The organism is Luteimonas composti (genome assembly GCF_042678665.1).
GTDB lineage: Bacteria > Pseudomonadota > Gammaproteobacteria > Xanthomonadales > Xanthomonadaceae > Luteimonas > Luteimonas composti.
In genome coordinates this window covers 434,870-453,119 of record NZ_JBHTKU010000001.1, presented here as the reverse complement: position 1 = coordinate 453,119, position 18,250 = coordinate 434,870, and the positions used below count along the sequence as shown (strand labels likewise).

Genomic DNA, 18,250 nt, shown 5'->3' with positions numbered 1-18,250 from the left:
GGGCTGTTTGCTCGCTAGGGGGGAACCGCCGCAGGCGGCAGGAGGCCGGGCTGGCCGCCGGCATCCTTGGCTAAGTGCCTATTTTTTCAGACTCGACCGGTGGGGCCAAGCCTTGGGGGTGGACAGGATGCCCCAGCGCCGCGCGTCGTGCCCGCGCGGCGCCTCGCGCCGGCCCGGCGCCTCACTGGGACGCGATCCGGATCGCGGTGGCGGCCGCGACGGGCGCCAGCACCAGCGCCAGCAGCAGCCCGGCGGCGAGCAGCAGCAGGCCGCCGGACGGGTCGTGCCCCTGCGCGGCCTGGGCCACGCTGCCGGCCCCGAACACCAGCACCGGCACGTACAGCGGCAGCGCCAGCAGGGCCAGCAGCACGCCGGCCCGGCGCATGCCGACGGTCAGCGCCGAGACCACGGCGCCGAGCAGGCTCAGCAGCGGGGTTCCCAGCCCCAGCGCCAGCAGCAGCACCGGCCACAGCGAGCGCGGCAGGTACAGCAGCTCGGCCAGCACGGGCACCGCCACCAGCAGCGGCGCGGCGGTGGTCAACCAGTGCATCAGGGTGCGCACCAGCACCAGCCAGGCCAGCGGCACCGGGGCCAGTCGCCACTGCTCCAGCGAGCCGTCCTCGGCATCGCCCCGGAACAGGGTGTCCAGCGCCAGCAGGCCCGACAGCAGCACCGCCACCCACAGCACGCCCGGCGCCGCGCGGGCGAGCAGCTCGCGCTCGCTGCCCATCGCCAACGCGAACAGCACCACCACCAGCACCGCGAACAGCGCCGGCTGCAGCGCGTCGCCCCGTCGGCGCCAGAGCAGGCGCAGGTCGCGCAGCACCAGCGCGCGCGCCGACGCGGCCAGTCCGGGCGTGGCCGGCGATGCGCTCACGCGCGCACCGCCGTGCCCAGTTCCAGCAGCCGGGTGCGCACCGGCGGTGCGGCGTAGGCGCCGTGGGTGGTGACCAGGGCGCCGCCGCCTTCGGCCAGGTGCGCGCCCACCATGCGGTTGACCAGTTCGATGCCGGGCAGGTCGAGGTTGGCGTAGGGTTCGTCCAGCAGCCACAGCGGCGCCGGCGAGAGCCACAGCCGCGCCAGCGACAGGCGCTTGCGCTGGCCGGCCGAAAGCGTGCGCGCGGCGGCATCCTCGTAGCCGGCCAGTCCCACGATCGCCAGCGCCTCTTCCAGCGACAGCGATGGGCGACGGCCGAGCAGCCCGCACAGGTAGTCCAGGTTCTCCATCGCCGTCAGGTCGGCCTTGAGGCCGGGCAGGTGGCCGAGGTAGGCCAGGCTGCCGGCGCGCGCGGCGGGCCCGGCGCTCCGGCCGCCGAGGCGGATGTCGCCGCGCTCGCCGTCGAGCAGGCCCGCCAGCAGCCGCAGCAGGGTGGTCTTGCCGGCGCCATTGCCCCCCTGCACGAGCAGGGCTTCGCCGCGCTCGACGCTGAAATCCAGCGGGCCGAACACGGGCAGGTCGTCGCGGTCGAAGCTCAGGCCGCGCACGTCGAGCAGCGGCGCGGCGGCGGAAAGGGTCTCGGGCATCAGGCGCGCTTCGGCCGAAGACCGGCCATCGCGCTCATTCTACTAGCCAGTCGACGAAGCGGTCGTCGTCGTCGAGTTCGGGCGGACGCCGCGCGTCCATGCGCAGGCGCACCGGCGCGCCCGCCGGCCACCACAGCGCCCCCAGCTGCCCGAACCTGCGCGAGAGGGCATCGTAGCCGGCCGCATCCATGTCCATCACCAGCCAGCCGGGTTCGCGCCAGCTGCGGTTGCGCGCCGAGGAAAAGGCGGGCAGGTACTGGTAACCGGTGGCATCGAGCGCCTCGCACAGCGCCTGGTCGGCGTCGCGGTTCTCTGCGGTGCTGCGCTCGATCGACGATGGATTCCAGGCGGAGACCAGCCCGAACGAGCTGGCGCGCGGATACGCCAGGTCGAGCCCCGGCGCGGGCAGGCCGATGCTGATGTCGTGCCAGTCGCCCTCGCGCTGCCAGCGGTACTCCGCGGCCAGGTAGGCGCGCAGCAGCGAGGCAAGTCGCGCGTCATCGGGGGCTGCCTGCGTCGACATCGGCGACAAGGTTTAACCGATCGGGGGCGGACCGTAAACTGCCGGGCTTCCGGTCGCCGCGTGGATGGACGTCGATGTTGCAGAGCAAGCTGCCGAAGGTCGGCACCACCATCTTTACCGTGATGTCGCAGCTGGCCCAGGAACACGGTGCGGTCAACCTCGGCCAGGGTTTCCCCGACTTCGAGGCACCCGCGCGCCTGGTCGAGGAACTCGACCGGGCGATGCGCGCCGGCCACAACCAGTACGCGCCGATGACCGGGGTGCCCGCGCTGCGCCAGGCCATCGCCGCCAAGACCGTTCGCGTGTACGGCCACCAGCCCGACGCGGACGGCGAGGTCACGGTGACCAGCGGCGCCACCGAAGCCATCTTCAACGCCATCCACGCGGTGGTGCGGGCAGGCGACGAAGTGGTGGTGCTCGACCCCTGCTACGACTGCTACGAGCCGGCGATCGACCTGGCCGGCGCCCGCGCCGTGCACGTGCCGCTGGACCCGGCGACCTTCGCCCCCGACTGGCAGCGGGTGCGCGAGGCGATCGGGCCGCGCACGCGCATGCTGATGATCAACAGCCCGCACAACCCCTCCGGCGCCATGCTGTCGGCGCAGGACATGGTCGAGCTGGCCGCGATCCTCGAGGGCACCGGCATCTTCCTGCTCTCGGACGAGGTCTACGAGCACATCGTGTTCGACGGCGCCCGCCACGAGTCCGTGCTGCGCTGGCCGGCGCTGCGCGATCGCGCCTTCGTGGTGTCGAGCTTCGGCAAGACCTACCACTGCACCGGCTGGAAGGTCGGCTACTGCATCGCCCCGCCGGCGCTGACCGCCGAGTTCCGCAAGGTCCACCAGTACAACGTGTTCTGCACCTTCGCCCCGGCCCAGCACGCCTTCGCCGCGATGCTGGAGGCCGAGCCGGAGCACTACGAGCAGCTGGGCGCCTTCTACCAGGCCAAGCGCGACCGCTTCCGCGAGCAGCTGGCGAGCACCCGACTGCGGCCGCTGCCGGTGCCCGGCGGTTACTTCCAGCTGGTGGACTATTCGGCCGTCAGCGACCTCGACGACGCCGCGTTCTGCCGATGGCTGACGGTGGAACACGGCGTGGCCGCCATCCCGCTTTCGCCGTTCTACGAGGCGCCGCCACCGGGCCAGCGCCTGGCCCGCCTGTGCTTCGCCAAGAACCCGGCGACGCTGGACGCGGCGATCGGTCGCCTGCAGCGGCTGTGACCGCACCGCGCGGACCCGCCTACCCAAGCCCGCGCGGCTTGGATAGGCTGGCCGCATGAACGACCTCCGCATCTCCCTGGTCCAGGGCGCCACCCGCTGGCACGATCCCGCCGGCAACCGCGACTACTACGGCAGGCTCATCGCGCCGCTTCGCGGCACCACCGACGTGGTGCTGCTGCCCGAGACGTTCACCAGCGGCTTCTCCAACGACGCGATCGGCAACGCCGAGACCATGGACGGCCCGACCCTCGACTGGATGCGCGAGCACGCGCAGCGGCTCGACGCGGTTGTGTGCGGCAGCGTGCAGCTGCGGGTCGGCGACGGCGTCTACAACCGGCTGCTCTGGGTCGCGCCCGACGGAGCCGTGTCGCACTACGACAAGCGCCACCTGTTCCGCTATGCCCGCGAGCACGAACGCTACGCGGCCGGACGCGAGCGGCTGACCGTGGAGTGGCGCGGCTGGCGGATCTGCCCGCTGGTCTGCTACGACCTGCGCTTCCCGGTGTATTCGCGCAACCGCTACGACGTCGAGCGCCCCGGCGCGCTGGACTACGACCTGTTGCTCTACGTCGCCAACTGGCCGTCGGCGCGGGCGTACGCCTGGAAGACCCTGCTGCGCGCACGCGCGATCGAGAACCTGTGCTACGTCGCCGGGCTCAACCGCGTCGGCACCGACGGCGCCGGCCTGCAGTATTCGGGCGACAGCGCGGTGATCGACTTCCTCGGCCATCCGTCCAGCGAATGTACCGACGCCGAGGTGGTGGCGACCACGACCCTGCTGGCCGCCGAGCTGGCCGCGCACCGCGAACGCTTCCCGGCCATGCTCGACGGCGACGCGTTCGAGCTGCGCTGACGCCCAGCCGTTGTCGAGGCGCTACGTGCGCCGCGTGCGCGGCACCACGAGGACCAACCAGATCCGCGAAGGCATGGTCGCTGCCCGTCGCGTGCAGCGCGTACTCACGGCGCGGCGCTGGTCGGGTGCGATATCGCGGTCGTGCGCGGCGCCTTGGCCAGGGCGACCACGAACCCGGCGCCAGCGTGCCCGGCTGGCCAAACGACAGCGCCAGCATCATCGGGCACCGCGCGGCCTGGCGTGGAAGTAGATGCGTTCGGCCGCCCAGCGCAGCGGCGGCGTGCCCAGCAGCAGGTCGAACGGCCAGTCCTGCTGCAGGTGGTCGTAGGCCCAGCGCAGCAGGCGCTTGCCCCGATAGCGCGGCGCGGCGCGGGCGGCGACGTGGCCCGGATCCGGGCCGCCCGCCAGCAGGTGCGCGGCAATCGCGCGACCGACCGCCTCGCCATGGCGCCAGGCCGAATGGATGCCGCCCGCCGTGACCGGCGAGACGATGCCGGCCGCGTCGCCGGTCAGGATCACGCCTGGCGCCGCCAGCGGCCGTACCGGCCCACCGCAGGGAATCAGGCCAGCGCGGGTGGCGGTGGCCCGCCGCCCGGGGTCCAGCCCGAGCCGTTCTCCGACCCGCCGGCGGAACGCGTCGATATCGGGGACCCCGGCACGGTCCTCGCGATGGCGGAACGCCAGGCCCAGCTGCACGCCGCGCGGATTCTGCGCCGCCCAGCCGACGTAGCCCGGCGCCAGCGCCCGGTCGATGAAGCAGTGCAGGCGATCCGGTTCTGCGAGCGTCGCACCGTCGAACTCGTGCTCGACGCCATAGAGGAAGTCGCGCACGCGGCCCAGGCCGGCGCGCATCGCCACGCGCGACTTGGCGCCGTCCGCGCCGACCAGCCAGCGGCAGGCCCCCAGCCCGGCCACCTGCCAAGCTTCGCCGTCGCGCCTTGCGTCGGTGAACGACTGCATCAGCCGCAGCTCGACGCCGGCGCGTTCGAGTTCGCCCGCCAGCCAGCGCATCACCGCCGGGGTGTCGGTGGCAAGGAAATAGTAGTCGCGGCGCTGCAGCGCGACGCTGCGCAGGCCCGGCGCGTACAGGCGCACGCCGTCGACGCGGCGCACGAGCGCCGGCGGGATTCCGGCCAGTGCCGTACCTTCGGCGGCCTCGCGCACGATGATGCCGGTGGTGTGCAGGCGGATGCCCGGATCGCGCTTGCGTTCGAGCACGCACACGCGCAGCCCTGCCTCGCGCGCCGCCAGCGCGCAGGCCGCGCCGGCGAAGCTCGCACCGACCACCACCACGTCCCAGCTGCATCGCATCCACGCGCCTCCATCCCGAACCGCGCACAGCGTGGCGCGGCGGGATGTGGGCGGCGGGAAGCCGCGGTGAAGCGGGAATGAAGTCGGGCGATCAGCCCGGGACGCGTTCGCCCAGCAGCTGGTTCACCGACTGCGCCAACACCACGATCTTCCCGGCCTCGTTGCGGGCCTCGGCGTGGATGTGCAGCGTGTTGCGGGTGCGCTCGACCAGCCAGGCGCGACAGGTGATGCTGGCATCGGCCGATGTCACCGGGCGCAGGTACTGGGTATCCAGGCTGGCGGTCGCGCTCGGCGGCGCCACCAGGAACGAGAACGGGCCGATGGTGTTGTCGAGCGCCGCCACGATGAAGCCCCCCTGCATGTTGCCCAGCGGATTGCGGTAGCGGGGCAGCACCGGAAAGCGCATGCGCAGCTCGCGTCCGTCCTCGTAGTCCACCAGTTCGCCCTGCATGTCCAGCAGGCAGGGCGGCGGCACCAGGGCCTGCAGCGCGGGCGGAAGCCGCTCGCGGATCAGCGCGGACAGGTCTGGCGTGGAAGCGGACATGGGGGAGACCGTGTGGTTGCGGAGCCTTCGATGGTAAGCGGAGCGGGTCGGGGCATTCCTACGCCGCGGCGCGCCACGCCCCGATGCCGCCGGCACGACGGGCGCTGCACGCTTTCCCCGTCTCCCCCCGGCAGGCGACCATGGAAGGTCCAAGCTGCGATCCGGCGCCGCGCGCGCCGTTCGGGCCGGCGGTCGCCGCCGCCCTCGTGCTCGGCGTGCTGGCCTGCGCGCGGCTGCCGGCGCTGCCGCCCGTCCCGCTACTGCTGGCTGCCGCCTGCGCCGGGCTGGCCGCGTGGTGGCGCTGGGACGACTGGCGCAGGCTGGCGGGCGCGCTGGCCTTGGGCGCGGCGCTGTTGGGCCTGCATGCGTCGTGGGGACTGCACGGCCAGCTGCCGCCGGCGCTGGAGCGTGGCGACTTCGAGGTCCAGGGCCGGGTGGTGCAGTTGCCCGAGCACGAACCGCGGCGCACGCGCTTCCTGTTCCGGGTCGACCGCGACGCCGGCCAGCCGGAGGCGCTGCGCGGCCGGCTGCTGCGCCTGGCCTGGTACGACGACCGCGACAGCGCCGCTTCGCCGCGCCTGGACCTGGTGCCGGGCAGCCGCTGGCGCCTCACCGCGCGCCTGCGCGCGCCGCGCAGCCTGCGCAATCCCGGCTGGTACGACGGGGAACGCCATGCGCTGGCGTCGCGCCTTGCGGCCACAGGCTACGTGCGCTCGGGCGAGCCCTGGCAGCGCATGCACGGCGCGGCAGGCATCGACGGCTGGCGCGACACCATCGCCACGCGCATCGACGCCGCACTGGCACGGCCGTCGTCGCGCTTCATCCGGGCGCTGGCCCTTGGCGACACGCGCAGACTCGACGATGTCGACTGGGAGGTCCTGCGCGCCACTGGATTGACCCATCTGATCGCGATCTCCGGATTCCACGTCGGCCTGGTCGCTGGCTTCTTCGCGCTTGCGGTCGCCGGCCTCTGGTGGCTGCTGCCGGGCCTGGGGCGATGGCTGCCGCGGCCGCAGGCATCGGCCTGCGGCGCGCTGCTCGGGGCGGTGGGCTATGCCGCGGTTGCCGGCTTCGCCCTGCCGACGGTGCGCACGGTCCTGATGATCGCGGTGGTGGTGCTGGCGCGGCTGTGGCGGCGGCCGATGGGCGTGGCCGGCTCGCTGGCGCTGGCAGCCATCGCCCTGCTGCTGGCCGATCCGCTGGCGGTGCTTGCCGCCGGCTTCTGGCTCAGCTTCGCCGGCGTGGCCTGGCTCGCCTGGTGCCTGCCCGGCGTCCACGCCCAGCCGCTGCTGCGCGGCTTCCTGTCCGCGCAGTGGGTGGCCACGCTGGGCCTGCTGCCGCTGACCGCGGTGCTGTTCGGCCAGGCCTCGCTGGCCGGGCCGCTGGCGAACCTGGTCGCGATCCCGTGGTGGAGCCTGGTGGTGGTGCCGCTGGCCCTGGTCGGCACCGGGCTTGAGGCGCTGGGCGCCGGCTGGGGCGGCCCGGCCTGGCGACTGGCGGCGTGGTGCTTCGACCTGTCCTGGCCGCTGTTCGAATGGCTCGCGCAGGGCCGGCTGGCCCTGTGGTGGCTGCCCGAGCCGCACTGGCTGGCGCTGCCCCTGGCCCTGCTGGGGGCGTTCTGGCTGCTGCTGCCGCGGGGCGTGCCGGGCAAGGCGCTGGCCGCGCTGCTGCTCCTGCCGCTGCTGTGGCCGGCGCGGGCGCTGCCGGCACCCGGCGCGTTCGAACTGGTGGTGATGGACGTGGGGCAGGGCACCTCGGTGCTGGTGCGTACGGCGCACCATGCGTTGCTCTACGACACCGGCCCCGCCCAGCCGGAGGGCTTCGACGCCGGCGAGCGGGTGGTGGCGCCGGCCCTGCACGCGCTGGGCGTGCGGCGCCTGGACGCGGTGGTGGTCAGCCATGGCGATGCCGACCACGCCGGTGGATTGGACGCGATCCGCCGCCGCTTTCCCACCGGCCCGGTGTTCGCCTCCGCCGACGCAGGAATCGACCGGGCCGCGCCCTGCCTGGCGGGCAGCGCCTGGCAGTTCGACGGCGTGCGTTTCGCCTTCCTGCATCCGGACCTGCACTTCCCGGCCATGCGCAACGAGTCGAGCTGCGTGCTGCGGATCGAATCGGCGCAGGGTTCGGCCCTGCTGGCCGGCGACGTCGGCGCGGTGGTCGAGCGCATGCTGGTGCACGGCCAGGCGGCCTCGCTGCGCAGCGACGTGGTGCTGCTGGCCCACCATGGCAGCGACAAGTCCTCCGACCCGGCCTTCGTGGCCGCGGCACAGGCGCGGCTGGCCATCGCGTCCAGCGGCCACGGCAACCGCTTCGGGCACCCGCATCCGCGGGTGATCGAGCGCTGGAGACGGGCCGGCGCAGCGACCGCCGACACCTCCCGCGACGGCGCGGTGCGCGTGCGCATCGGTGACGCAACGCACATCGAACGCCGGCGCAGCCGCCATCCACGGCTGTGGGACGCGGTGCGGAGGGCCGACGCGGCGCGCTGACCGGCTATCCTATCGGCCGATCTGGGGCAGGCCGTCGGGCCGGAGGACGAAGCGTGCTTGAACTGGTGAAGGCCGGCGGTTGGCCGATGCTGCCGCTGCTGCTGCTGTCGGCGGTGGGGCTGGCGATCATCGTCGAACGGTTCTGGGCGCTGCGCCGCGCCGCGGTACTGCCGCCGGGGCTGGGGCAGGAAGTCCGCACCTGGGCCGCGCGCGGCCGGCTCGACCCGGCCCACATCGATTCGCTGCGCCGCAATTCGCCGCTGGGCGAGCTGCTGGCCGCCGCGCTGGACGTGCGCCATCGTCCGCGCGAGGAGATCCGCGAGCGGGTCGAGGACGTCGGCCGCCACATCGCCCACCGCATGGAGCGTTTCCTCAATGCGCTCGGCACGATCGCCGGGGCAGGCCCGCTGCTGGGACTGTTCGGCACCGTGGTCGGCATGATCCAGATGTTCCTCGGGGTGATGGACCACGGCGTGGGCGACGTCAACCAGCTCGCCGGCGGCATCGGCAAGGCCCTGGTCTGCGCCGCGGCGGGCATGGTGGTGGCAGTGCCTGCGCTGGTCTTCCACCGCTGGTTCCGGGCCCGCATCGACGGCTACATCGTGGACATGGAGCACGAGGCCATCCAGCTGATGGACGTGATCGATCCGCGCGCCCGCGCCGCCGCCGCGGCCATGGCCGCGATCCCGACCGGCGCCGCAGCGCCCGCGGCCGAGCCGGCCCAGGGCTGACGCCGTGCGCATCCGCGACCGGCGCGCCGAGGACGTGCCCGAGATCAACCTGGTGCCGCTGATCGACGTGATCCTGGTGCTGATCATCTTCTTCGTGATCACCACCACCTTCGACGCGCGCTCGGTGCTCAAGCTCGAACTGCCGCGCGCGGCCGGCGAGGCCAACACGCAGTCCGATTCGCTGAGCCTGCTGATCAACGCCGACGGCCGCTATTTCGTCGGCGACCGCGAGGCGCTGCGCACCGACGTCGAATCGCTCAAGCGCACCATCGTGGAGGTGGCCGGCGACGACCGCGATCGCACGGTGCTGCTGCGCGCCGACGCGCGCACGCCGTGGCAGGCGGTGGTGACCGCCTACGAGGCGCTCGGCCAGCTCGGCTTCACCCGCATCGCCAACGCCACCGCGCCCGAGCAGGCGCCGGCTCCACAATGACCCGGCCTTCAAGCGAAGCGCAGGCGCCGGGCGCCTGGCCGATCTACCGCAGGCTGCTCGGCCACGCCTGGATCTACTGGCCGTTCCTGCTGGTGGCGATGGCGGCGATGATCGTCGAGGCCCTGGCCGGCGCCGCCTTCGTGTGGCTGATGGAGCCGCTGACCAACGACGGCTTCGTCGATCCCAAGCCCGAGATGGCGGTGGTGCTGCCCGCGGCGATCATCGGCCTGTTCCTGCTGCGCGGCCTGGCCACCTTCGCCACCGACTACGGCATGGCCCGGGTCGGCCGCAGCGTGGTCCGCGACCTGCGCGAACTGGTGCTGGGCAAGTACCTGCGCCTGCCCAGCACGCGGTTCGACACCGAGTCGGTGCCGGCCATGGTGAGCCGGCTCAACTTCGACACCGAGCAGGTCACCCAGGCCAGCTCCGATGCGCTCAAGGCGATCCTCACCGATGGCCTCACCATCGCCTTCCTGTTCGGCCTGATGCTCTATACCAGCGTCAAGGTGACCCTGGCGATGATCGTGATCGCGCCGCTGATCGGCGTGCTGGTCTGGTACGTGGGCGGGCGCTACCGGCGCATCAGCCGCGGCATCCAGGACGGCATGGGCGCACTGGCGGCCAGCGCCGAGCAGTCGCTGGCCGCCCAGCAGGACGTCAAGGTCCATGGCGCACAGGCCTTCGAGCGCGAGCGCTACTCGGGCTTCGCCAACCGCATCCTGCGCCTGAACATGAAGGTCGAGACCACGCGCGCGATGTCCTCGGCGCTGGTCCAGATCCTGGCCGCGCTGGCGCTGGCGGCGATCGTCTGGGTCTCGGTGCACGAGGCCCTGGAGGGCCGGCTCAACCCGGGCGAATTCGTCCAGCTGATGACCGCGATGATGGGCATCATCCCGTCGCTGCGCCGGATCACCAACGTGCAGAGCGTGATCGGCCGCGGCGTGGCCGCGGCCGAGCGCCTGTTCGGCGTACTCGACTCGGCCGAGGAGCGGGACGCCGGCAGCCTCCCGCTGGCGCGCGCCCGCGGCGAGCTGGTGTTCGACAACGTCTCGCTGCGCTACGAGCGCGACGAGGCGCGGCACGCGCTGGACGGGATCAGCTTCACCGCGAGGCCGGGCACCGTCACCGCCATCGTCGGGCGCTCGGGCAGCGGCAAGACCAGCTTGGTACGCCTGGTCCCGCGCTTCTACGAGCCCAGCGGCGGCCGCATCACCCTCGATGGCGTGCCGCTCGACCAGTACCGGCTCTCCGACCTGCGTCGCCAGATCGCCCTCGTCGGGCAGCGGGTCATGCTGTTCGACGACAGCGTCGCGGCCAACATCGCCTACGCCGCCGAAGCCTCGCCCGAGGCGCTGCGCGCGGCGGCCGAGGCGGCCAACGCCTGGGAGTTCATCGAGCGCCTGCCGCAGGGCATGGACACGCCGGTCGGCGAGAACGGGGCGATGCTGTCGGGCGGCCAGCGCCAGCGCCTGGCGATCGCGCGCGCGATCCTCCGCGACGCGCCGATCCTGATCCTGGACGAGGCCACCGCCGCACTCGACACCGAATCCGAGCGGCTGGTGCAGGAAGCGCTGAACCGGCTGATGCCCGACCGCACCACCCTGGTCATCGCCCACCGCCTGTCGACCATCGAGCACGCCGACCAGGTCCTGGTGCTCGACCAGGGCCGGCTGGTGGAGCAGGGCACGCATGCCGAACTGCTTGGCCGGGGCGGCCTGTACGCGCACCTGCACCGGATGCAGTTCCGCGAGGGCGGCGAAGCGTGAGCCGCGGCAGCGGGGTTCCGGGGTACTGGTACGGCGGCAAGGCGCCGCCGCCGCATGCGCGGCTGCTCTCGGGCGTCTATGGCGCGCTGACCGGCCTGCGCCGCGACCTGTACCGGCGTGGCCTGCTGCGTGCGCGCCATCCGGGCTGCCCGGTGGTCGTGGTCGGCAACCTGGTGGCCGGCGGCAGCGGCAAGACGCCGATGACCATCGCCCTGGTCGAGCGCCTGCGCGCGGCCGGCTGGACGCCCGGCGTGGCCAGCCGCGGCTACGGCCGCGCCGAGGCGGGCCGGCCCGCCTGGGTCGAGGCCGGGACCGATCCCGCGCTGGGCGGCGACGAACCCGTCCTGATCGCCGCGCGCACCGGCGTGCCGGTGCGGGTCGACGCCGACCGCGTCGCCGCGGCGCGCGACCTGGTGGCGCGCGGCTGCGACATCGTGGTCTGCGACGACGGCCTGCAGCACTACCGGCTGGCGCGCGACCTCGAGATCGAAGTGATCGACGGCCGCCGCCGCTACGGCAACGGCCACCTGCTGCCGGCCGGACCGCTGCGCGAGCCCCCGGGTCGCGGCGAGTCGTGCCACTTCCGCGTGCTCAACGTGGGCAGCGATCCGGACCTGTCCGCCGGCTTCGGCGAATGGCCGATGTGGCTCGAGCCGGCCGACGCGCGCCCGCTCACGGGCGGGCGGCCGCGTCCGCTGGCGGCCTATTCGGGGCAGCGGGTGCACGCGGTGGCCGGCATCGGTGATCCCGAGCGGTTCTTCTCGATGCTGCGCGGCCACGGCATCGCCGTGGTCCCGCACGCGTTCCCGGACCACCACCGCTACCAGGCCGACGACCTGCGCTTCGGCAGCGACCTGCCTGTGCTGCTGACCGAGAAGGACGCGGTCAAGTGCGCCGCCTTGGCCGGCGAGCGCTGGTACAGCGTCGGCATCGACGCGCGACTGCCCGAGGCCTTCTGGGTGGCGCTGCTCGGCCGCCTCCCGACCCGTTCTTCCCGACCCGCCCAGGCGCCATGACCCACCCCGACTTCGTCGTCGCCATCCCGGCCCGCTACGCGGCCACGCGCCTGCCCGGCAAGCCGCTGCGCCTGCTCGGCGGGGAGCCCCTGGTGTTGCACGTCGCGCGGCGCGCCCTCGCCGCCGGCGCGCGCGAGGTCTGGGTGGCCGCCGACGATCCGCGCATCGCGGACGCGCTCGAGGGCTGCGGCGTGCGCGTGGCGATGACCCGCGCCGACCACCAGTCGGGCACCGACCGCCTGGCCGAATGCGCCGACATCGCCGGCTGGGCCGACGACACCCTCGTGGTCAACCTGCAGGGCGACGAACCCTTCGCGCCCGCCGCCGGCATCCGCCGGGTGGCGGAACTCGCCGCGGACGGACACGCCGCGATGGCGACGCTGGCCGAACCGGTCGACGCGCCCGCGGTCCTGTTCGATCCCAACACGGTCAAGGTGGTGGTCGCCGATACCGGCCATGCGCTGTATTTCAGCCGCGCGCCGATCCCCTGGCACCGCGACGCCTTCGCGCGCGAGGGCACGGTGGCCGTGTCGGGCGAATGGCTGCGCCACATCGGCATCTACGCCTACCGCGCGGGCTTCCTGCGCCGTTTCTCGCGGATGCCGCCGGGGCGGCTGGAGCAGATCGAATCGCTGGAACAGCTGCGGGTGCTGGAGGCGGGCTGGCCGATCGCCGTCGGCCTTGCGCCAGAAGCGTTTCCGCAGGGCGTGGACACGCCCGAGGACCTGGCGCGCGCCGAGGCGATCCTGGAGGCGGCGCGTGGCTGAACCGCTGCGGCTGCTGGTGGTGTGCCTGGGCAACATCTGCCGCTCGCCGCTGGCCGAAGGCGTGCTGCGCCAGCGCCTGCACGACGCCGGCCTGGACCACCGCGTCGAACTCGACTCCGCCGGCACGGGCAACTGGCACGTCGGCGAACCGCCGGATCCGCGCACCGTCGCCAATGCTGCGCGCCACGGCGTCGACCTGACCCTGCTGCGCGCGCGCCAGCTGCACGCCTCCGACTACCGCCGCTTCGACTGGCTGCTGTGCGCGGACCGCAGCAACCTGTCGGACGTGCGCGCCCGCGCGCCGGCCGGCGCCACCGCGCGCAGCGCGCTGCTGCTGGAATGGGCGGGGATGGGGCAGGGCGCCGAGATTCCCGACCCCTATACCGGCGGGCCGGAGGCCTTCGAACGCGTCTGGACCCTGGTCGACCGCGCCGCGCGCGCCGTGGTCGCGCGACTGGCGGACCGCACTGCGCCGATTGACGCATAATCGTCGGCGATGGACGCGACCACCGCCCCCGAGTTCCCGCCCGGCATCGAATGGCTGAACCTGCTGGCGCCGCTGCGCATGGCGCAGCTGCGCGGCAAGGTCTGCGCGCTGGCGTTCGTGAACGCCGGTTCGGCCTGGTGCCAGCAGCGCCTGGCCGACCTGGCGCGCCTGCGCGCGCGCCATGGCGACCGGCTGAACGTGGTCGCCGTGCACGTGCCGCGCTTCGACGGCGAGCGCGACGCGCGGCGCATCGGAAAGCGCCTGAACCGTCCGCGCTACGACTTCCCGCTCGGCCACGATCCGGACTGGACCCTGTGGCAGCACTACGGCATCGAGGCCTGGCCGACGGTGGTGTTGATCGATGGCGAGGGGCGCATCCGCCAGCGCGTGGTCGGCGACGGGCCGATCCGCGAACTCGACGCCCTGGTCGGCGCACTGGCCGGCGAGCTGGTGCCGACCCTGCCCAGCGCCGATCCGATCGAAATGCGCCGCGGCGGCGAGCCGCCGCTGCCGCTGCGCTTCCCGACCGGCCTGGTGGTCTCGGGCAACTATCTGTACGTGGCCGACTGCGAGCACCACCGCATCCTCGAGTGCGACCAGTCCGGGCGCGTGCTGCGCCAGTTCGGCAGCGGCGACCCGGGTTTCATCGACGGGCCGATGGAACTGGCGGCGTTCAACCGCCCGCACGGCATGTGCCTGTGGCGCGACGTGCTTTATGTCGCCGACAGCGGCAACCATGCGGTCCGCCGCGTCGAACTGCGCGGCGGCGACGTGGACACGCTCTGCGGCGCCGGACGCTCCGGCACGCCGCGCGAGGGCGCGATCTCCGATCCGCGCGCGGTCCCGCTGGACCAGCCGCGTGCCGTCGCGATCAGCGGCAGCGCGCTGTTCATCGCCACCACCGGCGACAACCGGATCTGGAAGTACGACCTGGGTGCGCCTGCCATCGAACTGGTGGCCGGCTCCGGACGCCTGGCGGTGACCGATGGCGGCAGCGTGGGCGCCGCCTTCGCCGAACCCGTCGCGCTGGCCGCGGTGCAGCAGGTGCTGTACGTCTGCGATGCGGCCGGCTCGGCCATCCGCAGCGTCAACGTGCGCAGCGGCACGGTCTCGACCCTGGTCGGCCAGGACCAGTGGCAGTTCGGCCATGCCGACGGCGTACGCACCGAAGCGCGGCTGCAGCAGCCGCTGGCGATCGCGCTCGACCCCGATTCCCCGCTGCTGTGGATCGCCGACGGCGGCAACGACGCGCTGCGCTGCCTGCGCCTGGGCGGCGGCGAGCTGTCGACCATCGAACTCCCGCAGCGCCTGCACGGCTCGGCCGGCCTGGCGGTCGGCGGCGGCGCGGTCTGGATCGCCGACACCGACGCCCACGCGGTGCTCCGCTTCGATCCCCGCACCGGCGCGCTGCGCCACGTGCCCATCGGCGAATGACCGGCGACCGATCCGTTCCCGGCACCGGCAGTCCGCCCGACGACGCGCCCTTCGACGGCAAGGCCTTCGCCCGCGGCCTGAGCACCGCGCCGGGCGTGTACCGCATGATCGCCGCCGACGGCAGCGTGCTGTACGTGGGCAAGGCCGGCGCGCTGCGCAAGCGCGTGGCCAGCTACTTCGCCAACACGCCCAAGGCCTCGCGCACGCTTGCCATGCTGTCCCAGGTGGCGCGCATGGAGGTCACGGTCACCCGCACCGAAGGCGAGGCGCTGCTGCTGGAGAACCAGCTGATCAAGTCGCTGCGGCCGCGCTACAACGTGCTGCTGCGCGACGACAAGAGCTATCCCTACGTCCTGGTCACCCAGGAACCGTGGCCGCGACTCGCGCTGCACCGCGGCCCGCGCAGCGTGCCCGGCCGCTACTTCGGCCCGTACCCCGGCGTCACCGCGGTGCGCGAAACGCTGAACATGATGCACAAGCTGTTCAAGCTGCGCAGCTGCGAGGACAGCGTGTTCCGCAACCGCTCGCGGCCGTGCCTGCAGCACCAGATCGGCCGCTGCACCGCGCCTTGCGTGGGCCTGGTTCCGGCGCGCGAGTACGCCGATGCGGTGCGTCGCGCGACGCTGTTCCTGGAAGGCCGGAGCGACGAACTCACCCGCGAACTGGGCGAGGCGATGGAGGCGGCCAGCGCCCGCCTCGACTTCGAGGAAGCCGCCCGCCTGCGCGATCTGGTTGCCAGCGTGCGTACCCTGCAGGCGCGCCAGTACGTGGATGGTCGCGCCGCCGAACTCGACGTGCTCGCGGTGGCGATGCAGGGCAGCCAGGCCTGCGTGCTGCTGCTGGCCTTCCGCGACGGCCGCAACCTTGGCACGCGCGCGTTCTTTCCCAAGACCAACGGCAGCGACAACCCGGCCGAGGTGCTGGCCGCGTTCGTCTCGCAGTACTACGGCGAGCAGCCGGCGCCGCGCGAGATCGTGCTCGACCGGGCGATCGAGGACATCGAACTGCTGGAAGAAGCCTTCACCGCCGCCACCGGCCGCAAGGTGCAGATCCGCCACAGCGTGCGCGGCGAGCGCGCCGGCTACCTCGACCTGGCGCGGCGCAACGCCGAGATGTCGCTGGCCACCGAGATCGGCAGCCGCGCCGCGCAACGGGCGCGGCTCGATTCGCTGTGCGAACTTCTGGGCCTGGTGCGTGCGCCGTCGCGCATCGAGTGCTTCGACATCAGTCACACCATGGGCGAGGCCACCGTGGCCTCGTGCGTGGTGTTCGACGCCGAGGGGCCGGTGCGCGGCCAGTACCGGCGCTACAACATCGCCGGTATCGAACCGGGCGACGACTACGCGGCCATGCAGCAGGCCCTGACCCGGCGCTTCCGCCGCGCCGCCGAAGCGCGCGACGCGTCGTCCCTGCCGACGACCGCCGGTGCGGCGGCAGGCGGCGACGGCGCCGACACGACGCAGCCGGACACCGGGGCAGCGGCCGCGCGCGAAGCCGGACCGTCCGGCGTCCTGCCGGACCTGCTGCTGATCGACGGCGGGGCAGGGCAGGTGGCGCAGGCGCGCGCGGTGCTGGATGCGTTCGGCATCCCCGCCGCCGGTGGCCCGGGCGAGTCCGGCGTGATCGTGGTCGGCGTAGCCAAGGGCGAGGAGCGCCGCGCCGGACACGAGCGCCTGCTGCTGCCCGACGGGCGCGAACTGCGTCCCGGCACCGACTCGCCCGGCCTGCAGCTGATCCAGCAGGTGCGCGACGAGGCCCACCGCTTCGCCATCACCGGCCACCGCGGCCGTCGCCAGAAGGCGCGCAGCGTCAGCCGGCTCGAGGACATTCCCGGCATCGGTCCGCGCCGCCGCGCCAGCCTGCTCAAGCATTTCGGCGGCCTGGCCGGGCTCAAGGCCGCGGGCATCGAGGAGATCGCCCGGGTCGAAGGCGTCAATGCGGCGCTGGCGGGCCGAATCTATGCGACCCTGCACGGCCTCCCGGACGCCGTTCCCCCCGGCACGCCCCCCACGTCCAGATGAAGCTCACCATTCCCACCTGGCTGACCCTGCTGCGGATCCTGCTGATCCCGGTCCTGGTCGCCGTGTTCTACATGCCCTCGCACTGGACCAACTTCGCGTCCGCGCTGGTGTTCATCCTCGCCGCGGTCACCGACTGGCTGGACGGCTGGATCGCGCGCCGCTACCACCAGTACTCGGCCTTCGGCGCCTTCCTCGATCCGGTCGCCGACAAGCTGATGGTGGCGGTCGCCCTGTTCCTGATCGTGCAGGGACATCCGACGCCGTGGATGGCGTTCTGGGCGGCGGTGATCGTGGGCCGCGAGATCGCGGTCTCGGCGCTGCGCGAATGGATGGCCGAACTGGGCCAGCGCGCCAAGGTCAAGGTGGCCACGATCGGCAAGATCAAGACCATCGCGCAGATGGTGGCGCTGTCGTGCCTGCTGTACTCGATCAACCCCCGCCATCCGCTGCAGCCGGGCACCGACATCTGGATGGGCGTGCCCGTATTCCACCTCGGCGACTGGCTGCTGGGCGCCGCCGCGCTGCTGACCCTGTGGTCCGGGTTCGCCTACCTGCGGGCCGCCTGGCCATCGCTTCGCGCGGCGGAGAAATCAGTTGTTGACACCAAACAAAGCTCCGGTAAAATGCCGGGCTCAACGCGGGAATAGCTCAGTTGGTAGAGCGCAACCTTGCCAAGGTTGAGGTCGCGAGTTCGAGCCTCGTTTCCCGCTCCAGTTTCAAAGCAGGCCCCGGCACCGCCGGGGTTTTGTTTATCGGCGCCGCGAACGTGTATCGTTGGCCGCGGCGAGCGTCACCGGCCTGGTGGCAGAGTGGTTATGCAGCGGACTGCAAATCCGCGTACGCCGGTTCAATTCCGACCCAGGCCTCCATCTTCCCCGCAGCGGGATGACGCACACGCCGCCACGCCCGAGTGGTGAAATCGGTAGACACAAGGGACTTGAAGATTTGAGCCCTCCGGGGGAAACCCCGGGGGTGGCACCCGTCAAATTCGGTGGACGCCCTGGGCCCCGCGCCCGAGCCAACGCCGAGCCAAGCCCTCCGTTCGCGGCAGGGAAGGTGTAGAGAGCAGACGGCGGGCACCTACCGCGCGCAAGCGCCACGGTGAAGGCGTGCTCCAGACCACGAACG

Annotated in this window: 16 protein-coding genes, 2 tRNA genes and 1 pseudogene; 14 read left to right on the top strand and 5 right to left on the bottom strand. The window is 73.0% G+C overall.

Annotation, left to right across the window (positions count from 1 at the left end; translation table 11 throughout):
- Positions 1–181: 181 nt before the first annotated feature.
- Genes ccmB through ACFQ2D_RS02085 form a run of 3 tightly spaced genes read right to left on the bottom strand, consistent with a single transcriptional unit; the run spans position 182 to position 2,047 of the window.
- The gene (ccmB, locus tag ACFQ2D_RS02095) at positions 182–877 is read right to left on the bottom strand and encodes a heme exporter protein CcmB (protein ID WP_280941939.1); all 696 of its coding nucleotides are present in this window, start codon (positions 875–877) and stop codon (positions 182–184) included.
- Positions 874–1,524, bottom strand: a complete 651-nt coding sequence (gene ccmA, locus ACFQ2D_RS02090) for a heme ABC exporter ATP-binding protein CcmA (protein WP_280941937.1) — start codon at positions 1,522–1,524, stop codon at positions 874–876. The genes ccmB and ccmA overlap by 4 nt, the downstream gene beginning before the upstream one ends.
- Before the next feature lie 34 nt (positions 1,525–1,558).
- Complete coding sequence (locus ACFQ2D_RS02085) at positions 1,559–2,047, bottom strand: DUF3293 domain-containing protein (RefSeq protein WP_280941936.1); 489 nt, start codon at positions 2,045–2,047, stop codon at positions 1,559–1,561.
- Between the two features lie 74 nt (positions 2,048–2,121).
- Between ACFQ2D_RS02085 and ACFQ2D_RS02080 the strand changes: the two genes are divergently transcribed.
- Positions 2,122–3,267: a pyridoxal phosphate-dependent aminotransferase gene (locus ACFQ2D_RS02080; RefSeq protein ID WP_280941935.1), complete on the top strand. Its 1,146-nt coding sequence runs from the start codon at positions 2,122–2,124 to the stop codon at positions 3,265–3,267.
- Positions 3,268–3,322: 55 nt separating this feature from the next.
- The gene (locus ACFQ2D_RS02075) at positions 3,323–4,120 is read left to right on the top strand and encodes an amidohydrolase (RefSeq protein ID WP_280941934.1); all 798 of its coding nucleotides are present in this window, start codon (positions 3,323–3,325) and stop codon (positions 4,118–4,120) included.
- A gap of 216 nt (positions 4,121–4,336) precedes the next feature.
- On the opposite strand, the gene ACFQ2D_RS02070 is transcribed toward ACFQ2D_RS02075, so the two are convergent.
- Both ACFQ2D_RS02070 and ACFQ2D_RS02065 read right to left on the bottom strand, forming a co-directional pair.
- Complete coding sequence (locus ACFQ2D_RS02070) at positions 4,337–5,431, bottom strand: NAD(P)/FAD-dependent oxidoreductase (RefSeq protein WP_280941933.1); 1,095 nt, start codon at positions 5,429–5,431, stop codon at positions 4,337–4,339.
- Between the two features lie 91 nt (positions 5,432–5,522).
- Complete coding sequence (locus tag ACFQ2D_RS02065; RefSeq protein WP_280941932.1) at positions 5,523–5,975, bottom strand: PaaI family thioesterase; 453 nt, start codon at positions 5,973–5,975, stop codon at positions 5,523–5,525.
- Between the two features lie 140 nt (positions 5,976–6,115).
- On the opposite strand from ACFQ2D_RS02065, the pseudogene ACFQ2D_RS02060 reads away from it, so the two are divergent.
- The 12 genes and pseudogenes from ACFQ2D_RS02060 to ACFQ2D_RS02005 form a co-directional block, all read left to right on the top strand.
- Positions 6,116–8,627, top strand: a pseudogene (locus tag ACFQ2D_RS02060) (DNA internalization-related competence protein ComEC/Rec2); the annotation flags it as partial.
- A complete protein-coding gene (locus tag ACFQ2D_RS02055; protein ID WP_386795548.1) occupies positions 8,554–9,198 on the top strand; it encodes a MotA/TolQ/ExbB proton channel family protein in 645 nt (214 codons plus the stop codon). The pseudogene ACFQ2D_RS02060 and the gene ACFQ2D_RS02055, both read left to right, overlap by 74 nt.
- Before the next feature lie 4 nt (positions 9,199–9,202).
- Positions 9,203–9,631, top strand: a complete 429-nt coding sequence (locus ACFQ2D_RS02050; RefSeq protein WP_280941929.1) for an ExbD/TolR family protein — start codon at positions 9,203–9,205, stop codon at positions 9,629–9,631.
- The gene (msbA, locus tag ACFQ2D_RS02045) at positions 9,628–11,397 is read left to right on the top strand and encodes a lipid A export permease/ATP-binding protein MsbA (RefSeq protein WP_280941928.1); all 1,770 of its coding nucleotides are present in this window, start codon (positions 9,628–9,630) and stop codon (positions 11,395–11,397) included. The genes ACFQ2D_RS02050 and msbA overlap by 4 nt, the downstream gene beginning before the upstream one ends.
- On the top strand, positions 11,394–12,413 hold the full coding sequence (gene lpxK / locus ACFQ2D_RS02040; protein WP_280941927.1) for a tetraacyldisaccharide 4'-kinase: 1,020 nt from the start codon (positions 11,394–11,396) through the stop codon (positions 12,411–12,413). The genes msbA and lpxK overlap by 4 nt, the downstream gene beginning before the upstream one ends.
- Positions 12,410–13,180 (top strand): 3-deoxy-manno-octulosonate cytidylyltransferase, encoded by a 771-nt coding sequence (gene kdsB / locus ACFQ2D_RS02035; protein ID WP_280941926.1) that lies wholly within the window; start codon positions 12,410–12,412, stop codon positions 13,178–13,180. The genes lpxK and kdsB overlap by 4 nt, the downstream gene beginning before the upstream one ends.
- Positions 13,181–13,184: 4 nt before the next feature.
- Positions 13,185–13,667 (top strand): low molecular weight protein-tyrosine-phosphatase, encoded by a 483-nt coding sequence (locus ACFQ2D_RS02030; protein ID WP_280942058.1) that lies wholly within the window; start codon positions 13,185–13,187, stop codon positions 13,665–13,667.
- A gap of 9 nt (positions 13,668–13,676) precedes the next feature.
- A complete protein-coding gene (locus ACFQ2D_RS02025; protein WP_280941925.1) occupies positions 13,677–15,101 on the top strand; it encodes a thioredoxin-like domain-containing protein in 1,425 nt (474 codons plus the stop codon).
- Positions 15,098–17,122, top strand: coding sequence for an excinuclease ABC subunit UvrC (gene uvrC / locus ACFQ2D_RS02020; protein ID WP_280941924.1), 2,025 nt, complete (start codon positions 15,098–15,100; stop codon positions 17,120–17,122). The genes ACFQ2D_RS02025 and uvrC overlap by 4 nt, the downstream gene beginning before the upstream one ends.
- Positions 17,119–17,769: a CDP-diacylglycerol--glycerol-3-phosphate 3-phosphatidyltransferase gene (gene pgsA / locus ACFQ2D_RS02015; RefSeq protein WP_280941923.1), complete on the top strand. Its 651-nt coding sequence runs from the start codon at positions 17,119–17,121 to the stop codon at positions 17,767–17,769. Before uvrC ends, pgsA begins: the two co-directional genes overlap by 4 nt.
- Positions 17,760–17,835 (top strand) — tRNA-Gly (locus tag ACFQ2D_RS02010). The genes pgsA and ACFQ2D_RS02010 overlap by 10 nt, the downstream gene beginning before the upstream one ends.
- Positions 17,836–17,917: 82 nt before the next feature.
- A tRNA-Cys gene (locus ACFQ2D_RS02005) sits at positions 17,918–17,991 on the top strand.
- Positions 17,992–18,250 lie beyond the last annotated feature (259 nt).

Coding starts and splice junctions, on each gene's coding strand:
- kdsB (WP_280941926.1), top strand. CDS start 12,410: ATGACCCACCCCGACTTCGTCGTCGCCATCCCGGCCCGCTACGCGGCC.
- pgsA (WP_280941923.1), top strand. CDS start 17,119: ATGAAGCTCACCATTCCCACCTGGCTGACCCTGCTGCGGATCCTGCTG.
- ACFQ2D_RS02025 (WP_280941925.1), top strand. CDS start 13,677: ATGGACGCGACCACCGCCCCCGAGTTCCCGCCCGGCATCGAATGGCTG.
- ACFQ2D_RS02080 (WP_280941935.1), top strand. CDS start 2,122: ATGTTGCAGAGCAAGCTGCCGAAGGTCGGCACCACCATCTTTACCGTG.
- ACFQ2D_RS02070 (WP_280941933.1), bottom strand. CDS start 5,431: ATGCGATGCAGCTGGGACGTGGTGGTGGTCGGTGCGAGCTTCGCCGGC.
- ACFQ2D_RS02055 (WP_386795548.1), top strand. CDS start 8,554: ATGCTGCCGCTGCTGCTGCTGTCGGCGGTGGGGCTGGCGATCATCGTC.
- msbA (WP_280941928.1), top strand. CDS start 9,628: ATGACCCGGCCTTCAAGCGAAGCGCAGGCGCCGGGCGCCTGGCCGATC.
- ACFQ2D_RS02065 (WP_280941932.1), bottom strand. CDS start 5,975: ATGTCCGCTTCCACGCCAGACCTGTCCGCGCTGATCCGCGAGCGGCTT.
- ccmA (WP_280941937.1), bottom strand. CDS start 1,524: ATGCCCGAGACCCTTTCCGCCGCCGCGCCGCTGCTCGACGTGCGCGGC.
- ACFQ2D_RS02085 (WP_280941936.1), bottom strand. CDS start 2,047: ATGTCGACGCAGGCAGCCCCCGATGACGCGCGACTTGCCTCGCTGCTG.
- ACFQ2D_RS02075 (WP_280941934.1), top strand. CDS start 3,323: ATGAACGACCTCCGCATCTCCCTGGTCCAGGGCGCCACCCGCTGGCAC.
- uvrC (WP_280941924.1), top strand. CDS start 15,098: ATGACCGGCGACCGATCCGTTCCCGGCACCGGCAGTCCGCCCGACGAC.